This is a genomic window from uncultured Psychroserpens sp. (genome assembly GCF_947501425.1).
Taxonomy (GTDB): Bacteria; Bacteroidota; Bacteroidia; order Flavobacteriales; family Flavobacteriaceae; genus Psychroserpens.
The window spans coordinates 1-7505 of the sequence record NZ_CANMVN010000014.1; the positions used below are offsets into that span (position 1 = coordinate 1).

The following is a 7505-nucleotide window of genomic DNA, read 5'->3' on the forward strand; positions in this document are numbered from 1 at the left end:
AAACACCAAATATGGTATATTTAAAAACAGCGTAAATCAATTTTTAACCTGTAGCCATATTTCAGGACTAGACATTTGAGCTACAAGTCTAAAACTAACTGAATTTGGGAATTATTTGCGAATTATACAGATTATCTGACTCTGAAATTGAGGAATTAAAAAAACTCAATATTGACGATGCAGAAGAATATCTTGATGAAAAATTTGCTTGGGTAGATTCAGTATATCACAAACAAAATGACACAGTATTTTCTATGGACAAAGGTTGGGGAATTACACGCTTTTTGATTCAGGAATATGACAAATCACCGAATAAAATTTTAGCTAAACTAAATGAACGTTTCGTAAAATCTAATGACGTTAAGCTAATAAATAAAGAATTAGAATCGATTGAAATTGAAGATTTGAAAAATATTTATAACCAAGAAAAACTAATTGAGAATCACGTATATCACGCCAATTATGAAGTTCACTGGGAATACATAAATAATTATCATCTGAAATTATACAAATCAGGATTCAAAAAAGCATCCGAATTAAATAGTGGAATAGCCATTACTTATGGCTGAAATAAAAAACTGCGTACAACAACGTGTATAATTAATTGCTACGCAAGTGCTTTAATTAGACCAAATATTCCTACAAATTACTATCTTTAGATTATTGATTAGTTGCGCAATAGCCTCGCTCCTGCCAACGCTGTTTTTGCCTACCTCCTTGCAGTCGGCTGATTCGGCAAAAGCTAAGCTAGAGCAAGACTTTAAGATCGCAACTAAATCATACACAAATACGTTGTGCATAATGTACCCAAACCGCGGAAAAAATGAAAAATCTGAATGGAACTTGGTTAAAAATTAAAACAGGAGATGACTATTGTCGACCAGAGTTTATTGAATTCAATAACGACCAAATCATCCATTTTGAACTTGAATTAAAAAGCGGAAATGAATTATCAAAAGTCAGAACTGAATGGAGCGAGAAACTTTCCGATTCAAAATATGAATTAGTAAACGACAATCGAATAAGAATATTCAGAATGGGAAAAACTCACACTGTGTTGAGCGAAACTGAATCTAAAATAGAGGATACTGAATTTGCGACTGACTATGAAAGAATTGAACCAACCAAAACGGAACTTGAATCTGAAAAAATTGAGACGCTCGAATTCAAAGCACAATGGAATAAAGAGAAAATACCATTAACGTTCAACAAAATTTTGGATAGTCCAGTAATCCAAGAACTGAATAAAAGAATGAAAAGAAATGGACGGAAATTAATATTAGAAAATTTGCAAGGAACATATTTCGCATCAATTTTTGAAAATGACCAACGAGAAACATTAATTGGAATAAAAGAAATTGACGAGGAAAAAGCAATTCTATTTGGATTTCCAGAAAAACCATATGAAATTGAAACTGAATAAAAACACTATGCACAACATTGTATAAAAATAATGCTAAATTTAGTGCTTAATCAAAGGTCAGTGCACTTTTGTTACGTCTGATTTTCCTTCGGAAAATCCTCGCACACAAAACCGCACTATTCTTATACGTAACCGTTGTATTTAATAATGCCAGACCTATCGGTTCTTCCCAGGTGTGTTGCTATCATCGAAAATTGTAGATTAAGGTCAGTATTATAAACGCAGTACGCAGTAGACTTTTAACTCACCAAGCTTTCGATTGAAATCTTATGAGAGTTTTACTCTCAAATACGAATTTTGATTCGCATAAAGCTTGACTGAAGTTATAGATTATTTTCGACAAAGTCAAGTGCTTAGGCTAATTTTATGGCTTATAAAGTACTGAATCACTTATATCGGTCACAACTCTCGTTGATAGCTTTGAAAATAACGACACCATATACTAAGTATATAATGCATGATTTTAAAACCACAAACCTGACTCAGAGGCGTTTATTGGGTCTGTCATTCCTACGTAATTTTAGATAATTCCTAGGGGAATTTCAAAATTACTAAACACAACAGCGCATATAAACAATAGCTAATCTACTAATCAACCATTATTTTTTGTTTCTTTATAAATATTAATCAAAAACAAGACGGATCTGAATAGTTAAACGCTACTGTTCATATACGTCTACGTTGGCAAACATTTACGGAAAGTGAAAAACCTATTTATACTATTTTTAATATCATCTTCATTAATCTCTTGTATGCCAAATACAAATCAGTTAGATGGAGATTGGTATTCATGTACTTCAGATGATGGGTATTTAGAATTTTTCACGAAAAAAGATTCATTTAGAGTCGCAACTACTTCAGGAATACAGACTAGCTGGACGCACTATAGAATTGAATTAGATACTATGTATTTTATAAGACCAGGTGGATTCAATGACTCAACTAAAGTTATCATAGACTATAATGTCGGGAAATCTTTAACAATGGACTTCCTAGATGATTTTGAAACAATAGAATTTAAACCTTTATTCTTTAATACGGAAAATTCTAAAAAGGATCATTACTCATTTATTGAAATCAGTGAACGCTCAAAAAATGCTAACTGTGATAAGGAAATAGAAACAAAATGAGCAAAAAAATAATCTACATACTTATTATTACCATTTTTGCAAGTTGCAAACAACAACCAAAAAGCGTTAATATCTATGATGAACTAAAATGGAAAACCTTTGATGTAATAGTTGAATCTGAAAAAGACACGCTTATTATTGACTTTAATGATTCTACATTTGTAGTGCATGATTATCGTAATAAAAAACTTCCATTCAGAGTTTCGACTTTTGATGATTCAAACTATTTAGTTCTTGGCGAAGGGTTTGATAGAGGAATTATAGCAATCAAAAAAAACGGAACTGATTTTTATGAAGGTTTGACTATAGGTGAACAAGATTATAAAGTGAAAATGGTTCGCAGGAATCCTAATTGGAATAAAAGCATGCTTTATGGAAAATGGGTAGAAGAATATTATCTGAAAGTTCCTAAAGAAAATATTCCTCCTCCAATTCCTCCTCCTCCAACATCAATGTACAAATCTACTGATGAATGGCCTCCTTATTATCAAATCGAAGAAGATAAGATCACTCTAAGTTTTTATCAAATTTCTGAATCTAAAACTCAAATAAATAATTCAGCCGAGTTTATTACAATGGATTTATTTAAATCAATGTTTGGCTTTGAACAAAAATGGAGAATCAAAGAGGTAAATGACAGCGTGATGATTATTAATAGATTAATGAAAAGTGATAAAAAATTCGAATTTACGAATGAATATTCGGATGACATCAAACTAATTAAAAAACGTTAGCCAACAACGTGTATAATTAATTGCTGCGATAGTGCTTTAAGTTTACCAAATATTCCTACAAATTACTATCTTTAACTAATTGATTAGTTGCGCATAAGCCTCGCTCCTGCAAACGCTTTTTTTTGCCTACCTCCTTTCGTCGGCTGATTCGGCAAAAGCTAAACTAGAGCAAGGCTCTAAGATCGCAACTAAATCATACACAAACACGTTACAACACATATGAATCAAAAACTCCAAAACATTGATATATCAAATTTGAATGAACTCAAAGCTGATATAAATAATGGAGCCAAGTTCATTATGTTTAATTATAGAATTGGTCTCGGATTTGTTTCGCTTTTGAGGTTTTCTCCTGCAATCTTTATTAAAAGAGAAAATGAAGTTCAAAAATTCAAAAAAAAATATAACCGTTTAAATTTGTTATTTGGACCTTGGTTTATATTTAAAGGTCCTTTTTTAACTTATAATGCTTACAAAATTAACAGAGATGGCGGAATTGATATCACTAAAGATATAATGGTTAATTTAACTCAAGAAGATCTACTAAATAAAGAAGTAGAAATAAAAAAAGTTCACAACATTTTCTCAAAAGTCAATGCTTCAAATAAAAAAACAATAATCAAAGCAATCAAAAGAACCGACCTTAACATTGTTCCACTAAAAAAAGTTTATTTAGGTTTATTTGTAAATGTAGAAGAATATGAAGAACCACATTACGTAATTGGAATTACGCTCAGAAATGATTCTGAATTAAACATCGACCATATCAATTTAAATTTGCGAAAGTATTTTTATAAACATGTCAATTTTGAAATATTGAATTTAGACAGTAATTCAGAAATAAGTAAAAAATTAATTGAGCAAGGCGAATTAATTTACGGAATTTAAAAATACGTGTTGTAACAACGTGTATAGTAAATTGCTTGTTCTGTGTGTACTCGGAAAATCCTACGGATTTTCCTCTGGTTCGTTTTCTTTTACTAATTTAGTTGCTAGCCAACGCAACTAACCATACACAAACACGTTACCTGCAATATGAAACAGAGATTACTCAATAGAATAAATGACATAATAGAAGAAGTCAATACTTATGAGTCTACTATTGCGCAAAAATCAAAATTTGTGTCTGGTCGTAGGATTAATACTAAAGTATATGATATGGAACTTTACCATCAGATAAAATCTTCTTCTCTTTCTCTGATTTTAAAACTTTATGGAAAGAACCATCCTTATTATCAAGAATTTAGCGGAAATAGTTCTTACAGTTCATATAAGAGTATTCGCGGCATACTCAATTCGATAAAATTTGAAATCGAAAATGATTGGTTAACTTCAATTAAAGGTCTTATATCTGCTGAAATATTCTCAGATTTCCTTGAAATGAGTGAGCATCTATTGAATGAAAACTATAAAGATGCCTCAGCTGTTATGATTGGAAGTATTTTAGAAGAACATATGAGACAACTATCAACTGCGAATGGAAATCCAGTGATTGATGCAAAAGGTAGACCTAAAAAAGCGAACTTGATAAATGCTGAACTCGCTAAATTGAACGTTTATAATAAACTCGATGAAAAGAATGTAACTGCATGGTTGGATTTAAGGAATAAGGCTGCACATGGAAATTATTCTGAATATAATAAAGACCAAGTGACATTAATGCTCAACTCTGTTCGAGATTTCATTCTAAGAAATCCATTGAAATAATACTGCAGGTAACAACGTGTATAATTAATTGCTAAGCTGGTTAAGCAAAGGAAAAATTCTTACTTTTATTAATAATTAAAAAATCCTGATTTAGATTGCAATAGCCTTGCTCCTGCCAACGCTGTTTTTGCCTACCTCCTTGCGTCGGCTGATTCGGCAAAAGCTAAACTAGAGCAAGACTCAAAGTCGCAACTAAATCATACACAAATACGTTGGCAACAATAAAGAAAAAATGAAAATACAGAAATCGAAAATAACTATAATACTAATTTTTATTGCTGTATTTTTTCTCGATTGGTTTATAATAGAACCCGAAATAAAGCAAAGTTATCTTAATCAAGACATATGGAAATTTGAAAATAATTCTTGGAAATATTCCGTCATCACTTTTCTTTTAATCTACATAAGTTTTCTAATTTACAAGTTATACAATTCGAAATACAACAAAGCTGGACTGACAGTATTTCTTTTTTATCTATGTTTACCTTCAGCATTTTTGGCCTTTTGTTTAAATAGTTTGACCGAAAATACAACTTTGTACTTTAATAGTATTTATCATAAAGAGAATCTGAAAAAAGAATACTTGATTCAACGTTATGATACCAACAAAGTTTTTCAACTATATGATAAAAAAGATGAAATTATAGTATCAAAAAGAGAACTGGATAAAATCGATTTAATCAGGAAAATGGGAAATTTGAAATCACTTTACGAATTGCAAAACAATGATACTATTATAATCAATTATGGAATTGGATTCTTAAAAACGAAATACTTTAAATAAATACTGTTGCCAACACCGTGTATAATTAATTGCTAAGCTGGTTAAGACGAGGAAAAATTCTTACTTTTATTACAAATCAAAAAAACTTGATTTAGATTGCAATAGCCTCGCTCCTGCCAACGCTGTTTTTGCCTACCTCCTTGCGTCGGCTGATTCGGCAAAAGCTAAACTAGAGCAAGTCTCCATGATCGCAACTAAATCATACACAAATACGTTGTATTTAATAATGCCAGACCTATCGGTTCTTCCCAGGTGTGTTGCTATCATCGAAAATTGTAGATTAAGGTCAGTATTATAAACGCAGTACGCAGTAGACTTTTAACTCACCAAGCTTTCGATTGAAATCTTATGAGAGTTTTACTCTCAAATACGAATTTTGATTCGCATAAAGCTTGACTGAAGTTATAGATTATTTTCGACAAAGTCAAGTGCTTAGGCTAATTTTATGGCTTATAAAGTACTGAATCACTTATATCGGTCACAACTCTCGTTGATAGCTTTGAAAATAACGACACCATATACTAAGTATATAATGCATGATTTTAAAACCACAAACCTGACTCAGAGGCGTTTATTGGGTCTGTCATTCCTACGTAATTTTAGATAATTCCTAGGGGAATTTCAAAATTACTAAACACAACAGCGCATATAAACAATAGCTAATCTACTAATCAACCATTATTTTTTGTTTCTTTATAAATATTAATCAAAAACAAGACGGATCTGAATAGTTAAACGCTACTGTTCATATACGTCTACGTTGTAACACATTAAAACCAATCTAATCGAATGTTTGAAAACATAGGAGATATTTTAACTCAATTAATACTAATCGGAATTGGAATATCATTATTATTTGCATACCGAAAGAGTAAAAAGAGTGGTCAATTATGGTCTGGAATTGGATTACTTTCAGTTGGAATAATTATGTTATTGATTAACATAAACAAAGACAAAACTGAAATTGACATTAAAAACGTTTTAGAGAATAATAAACCGATTGATACTTTAAAAGTTATCAAGACTTACAATAGCGCACTTGAAATTGTATTTAAAGACAGTAATGAGACAAAATCAGATACAACTCTGACTTTATTAGGACAGCAGATAAAAGTTCCTAAAGGAATTGAATACACCAAAAATCCGAATGAACCAACTCTTCGATTTTCGGAATCAAATGCTAAATTATTAGTCAACTTTAAAAAGGAGGAATTTGACAAAACCCAATCTTTAGAAAACAATGTTAAGTTGATAGTAAAAAACTTAAGTGGAAATATTTTTGGAACGGAACATATTTTAGAGTATTCGGAATTGGGAAATAATGACGACTTAATTATTTATGATTACTACACAAAAAAAGGTGATTTTATTCTTACCAAAGGTTTTGTGCTTTTCAGAAAACATAGCGAAAAATTGATTAGAATATCTATCGAACAATTTAATGGTTCAACAAAAAACATAGAGAAACTAATGATTGACATAATAAATCAGATAGAAAAAAAATAACGTATTACAACAACGTGTATAATTAATTGCTTTGGTCGTTGTTTATTTGGAAAATTCCTTCGGAATTTTCTCGCGTTCGTTTTTGTTTACTAAATTAGTTGCTTAAACACGCAACTAACCATACACAAAACCGTTGGCGGTAATAATGTCTAGTCCTGAAATATGGCTACAGGTTAAAAATTGATTTACGCTGTTTTTAAATATACCATATTTGGTGTTTT

At 30.8% G+C, this 7505-nt stretch carries 8 protein-coding genes; all 8 read left to right on the forward strand.

From position 1 onward, the window contains the following. Window positions 1-104 precede the first annotated feature (104 nt). The 8 genes from Q0951_RS16855 (at window position 105) to Q0951_RS16890 (ending at window position 7284) form a co-directional block, all read left to right on the forward strand. Entirely contained in the window at window positions 105-569 is a 465-nt protein-coding gene (locus Q0951_RS16855; RefSeq protein ID WP_299339468.1) for a DUF1877 family protein, read from the forward strand. Between the two features lie 254 nt (window positions 570-823). After that, window positions 824-1423, forward strand: coding sequence for a hypothetical protein (locus Q0951_RS16860; RefSeq protein ID WP_299339471.1), 600 nt, complete (start codon window positions 824-826; stop codon window positions 1421-1423). A 752-nt stretch (window positions 1424-2175) separates the two neighbouring features. After that, entirely contained in the window at window positions 2176-2553 is a 378-nt protein-coding gene (locus Q0951_RS16865; protein WP_299339474.1) for a hypothetical protein, read from the forward strand. Then, window positions 2550-3287, forward strand: a complete 738-nt coding sequence (locus Q0951_RS16870) for a hypothetical protein (RefSeq protein WP_299339477.1) — start codon at window positions 2550-2552, stop codon at window positions 3285-3287. The genes Q0951_RS16865 and Q0951_RS16870 overlap by 4 nt, the downstream gene beginning before the upstream one ends. 219 nt (window positions 3288-3506) lie before the next feature. Beyond that, window positions 3507-4175 carry a hypothetical protein gene (locus Q0951_RS16875; RefSeq protein ID WP_299339484.1) on the forward strand — a complete coding sequence of 223 codons (669 nt, stop codon included), beginning with the start codon at window positions 3507-3509 and terminating at the stop codon, window positions 4173-4175. A 147-nt stretch (window positions 4176-4322) separates the two neighbouring features. Further along, window positions 4323-4994, forward strand: coding sequence for a hypothetical protein (locus Q0951_RS16880; protein WP_299339486.1), 672 nt, complete (start codon window positions 4323-4325; stop codon window positions 4992-4994). A 517-nt stretch (window positions 4995-5511) separates the two neighbouring features. Beyond that, window positions 5512-5778 carry a hypothetical protein gene (locus tag Q0951_RS16885; protein ID WP_299339489.1) on the forward strand — a complete coding sequence of 89 codons (267 nt, stop codon included), beginning with the start codon at window positions 5512-5514 and terminating at the stop codon, window positions 5776-5778. 789 nt (window positions 5779-6567) lie between these two features. Then, a complete protein-coding gene (locus tag Q0951_RS16890; protein WP_299339492.1) occupies window positions 6568-7284 on the forward strand; it encodes a hypothetical protein in 717 nt (238 codons plus the stop codon). The last annotated feature ends 221 nt before the right edge of the window (window positions 7285-7505 follow it).

Bases quoted from the DNA above. Each gene is read 5' to 3' on its own strand.
- Q0951_RS16860 (WP_299339471.1), top strand. From the start codon at position 824: ATGAAAAATCTGAATGGAACTTGGTTAAAAATTAAAACAGGAGATGAC.
- Q0951_RS16865 (WP_299339474.1), top strand. From the start codon at position 2,176: ATGCCAAATACAAATCAGTTAGATGGAGATTGGTATTCATGTACTTCA.
- Q0951_RS16870 (WP_299339477.1), top strand. From the start codon at position 2,550: ATGAGCAAAAAAATAATCTACATACTTATTATTACCATTTTTGCAAGT.
- Q0951_RS16875 (WP_299339484.1), top strand. From the start codon at position 3,507: ATGAATCAAAAACTCCAAAACATTGATATATCAAATTTGAATGAACTC.
- Q0951_RS16880 (WP_299339486.1), top strand. From the start codon at position 4,323: ATGAAACAGAGATTACTCAATAGAATAAATGACATAATAGAAGAAGTC.
- Q0951_RS16890 (WP_299339492.1), top strand. From the start codon at position 6,568: ATGTTTGAAAACATAGGAGATATTTTAACTCAATTAATACTAATCGGA.